This is a genomic window from Mycobacterium sp. TH-M82, assembly GCF_057473605.1.
In genome coordinates, this window is sequence record NZ_JBYCKY010000214.1 from 1 (window position 1) to 2360 (window position 2360).

Genomic DNA, 2360 nt, shown 5'->3' on the forward strand with positions numbered 1-2360 from the left:
TCACACCGAGCATCAACAAGGTGGTGGCGGCGTTGCGCGACTTCGGTTTACGAAACGCCGGCACCCCGTTGCTGATCGCCTCCACCCCGGTCAACGCGGCACATCCGGAAGAAAACGAGCGGGCCACCAGGAACACCAACGCGAAACCGAGCACCTCCCCGTGCGCGGAATGAATCTTAAAGCCTGCCGATTCCGCCTGCAGCGGGTGACCGAGGACATAGATCTGGAACAATCCCCAGGCCAGCATGATGTACACGCCGATGATGAACGCGAATGTGGGGAACGCGAATGCCCGGCCTGACTCACGGATGCCGCGCAGGTTCGCCGCCGCGATCACGACGACGGCGCCGACTGCGAACGCCACCTTGTGGGCGGAGATGAACGGCACCGCCGAACCGATGTTAGCCACTGCCGACGAGATCGAAACCGCTACGGTGAGTACGTAATCCACCATCAGCGCGCTGGCCACGGTCAAGCCTGCGTTGCCACCGAGATTGGTGGTGACCACTTCGTAGTCACCGCCGCCGGACGGATAGGCGTGCACGTTCTGCCGGTAGCTGGCCACCACGGTCAAGAACACGAACGACACCGCCAGCCCAACCCACGGCGTCATCCGGTAAGCGGCGATGCCCGCTACCGACAGCACCAGAAAGACTTCTTCAGGGGCGTAGGCCACTGATGACACCGCGTCGGAGGCAAACACCGGCAAGGCGATGCGCTTAGGCAACAGGGTGTGACTCAACCGGTCGCTGCGAAACGGCCGGCCCAAAAGCAGCCGGCGCGTAGCGGTCGAAAGTTTGGACACGAGAGCCAAGGGTAAGCCCACCAGGCGTTGGCGGTAGCGTTCACCGCATACAGGCATGACGTAGCCGAAAGGACCTTCCAGGGTGCGGGTAGTGGTGATGGGGTGCGGCCGGGTGGGCGCCTCCGTGGCCGATGGGCTGGCCCGGATCGGTCACGACGTCGCGATCATCGACCGGGACAGCGCCGCTTTCAACCGGCTCAGCCCGGAATTCACCGGCGAGCGGGTGCTTGGCATGGGGTTCGACCGCGACGTACTGCTGCGTTCCGGCATCGAGGGCGCCGGGGCGTTCGCTGCGGTGTCGTCCGGCGACAACTCCAACATCATCTCGGCGCGACTGGCCCGCGAGACCTTCAGCGTGCCGCGCGTCGTCGCGCGGATCTATGACGCCAAGCGCGCAGCGGTCTACGAGCGGCTCGGCATCCCCACCATCGCCACCGTGCCGTGGACCACCGACCGCCTGCTCAGCGCCTTGACCCGGGAGACCGAGACCACCAAGTGGCGCGACCCGACCGGCACCGTTGCCGTCGTCGAGGTCATCCTGCACGAGGACTGGATCGGCCATCGCGTCACCGACCTGGAAGCGGCCACCGGCGCGCGGGTGGCGTTCCTGATCCGGTTCGGCGCCGGGGTACTACCCGAACCCAAGACCGTCATCCAGGCCAGCGACCAGGTCTACATCGTGGCGGTGTCCGGCCGCGCCGCCGAGGCGACGGCCATCGCGGCGCTGCCACCGAACGACGACGTGGACAGCGGGGGCGCCGGGGAGCCGCGCAGATGAAGGTCGCGGTCGCCGGAGCCGGCGCCGTCGGCCGGTCCATCGCCCGGGAGCTGATCGACAACGGCCACCAGGTGGCCTTGATCGAGCGCAACCCGGAGCACATCGATGTCGACGGCATCGCCGAGGCGAAGTGGCAGCTGGGGGACGCCTGCGAGCTGACCCTGCTGGAGTCGATGCACCTGGAGGACTTCGACGTGGTGATCGCCGCCACCGGCGACGACAAGGCCAACGTGGTCGTTTCTCTGCTGGCGAAGACCGAGTTCACGGTGCCGCGGGTGGTGGCGCGCGTCAACGATCCCCGCAACGAATGGCTTTTCACCGACGCCTGGGGTGTCGATGTGGCAGTGTCCACCCCTCGGATGCTGGCCTCCCTGGTCGAGGAGGCGGTCGCGGTCGGTGACCTGGTTCGGCTGATGGAGTTCCGCAAAGGCCAAGCGAACCTGCTCGAGATCACCCTGCCCGATGACACGCCATGGGGAGGCAAGCCGGTGCGCAAGCTGGCGCTGCCGCGCAACGCCGCGCTGGTGACGATCCTGCGCGGCTCGCGGGTCATCGTGCCGCAGGACGACGAGCCCCTGGAAGGCGGCGACGAGCTGCTGCTCGTCGCCGTCGACGAGGTCGAGGACGAACTTCGGAAACTGCTGCTACCGGCCCACTAAACTCACTGGGCCGGATCTACCAGGCGCCGGACGACCTTGACCGCGAAGTAGGTCACCAGCGCTGCCAGGGCGGTCAGCGGCCAACCCATCGCGATGCGGGCCACCGCCAGCCAGCCGG

Annotated in this window: 3 protein-coding genes and 1 pseudogene; 2 read left to right on the forward strand and 2 right to left on the reverse strand. The window is 67.1% G+C overall.

Annotated features, from left to right (window positions below):
• The coding region (locus tag AC2VON_RS06295; RefSeq protein WP_486952171.1) for an APC family permease at positions 1-805 on the reverse strand (805 nt) is incomplete at its 3' end.
• Positions 806-887: 82 nt separating this feature from the next.
• Between AC2VON_RS06295 and AC2VON_RS06300 the strand changes: the two genes are divergently transcribed.
• Complete coding sequence (locus AC2VON_RS06300; RefSeq protein ID WP_486952172.1) at positions 888-1583, forward strand: potassium channel family protein; 696 nt, start codon at positions 888-890, stop codon at positions 1581-1583.
• On the forward strand, positions 1580-2242 hold the full coding sequence (locus tag AC2VON_RS06305) for a potassium channel family protein (RefSeq protein WP_486952173.1): 663 nt from the start codon (positions 1580-1582) through the stop codon (positions 2240-2242). The genes AC2VON_RS06300 and AC2VON_RS06305 overlap by 4 nt, the downstream gene beginning before the upstream one ends.
• Before the next feature lie 2 nt (positions 2243-2244).
• Here AC2VON_RS06305 and AC2VON_RS06310 read toward each other — a convergent pair.
• Positions 2245-2360: pseudogene (locus AC2VON_RS06310) on the reverse strand (DUF3159 domain-containing protein); the annotation flags it as partial.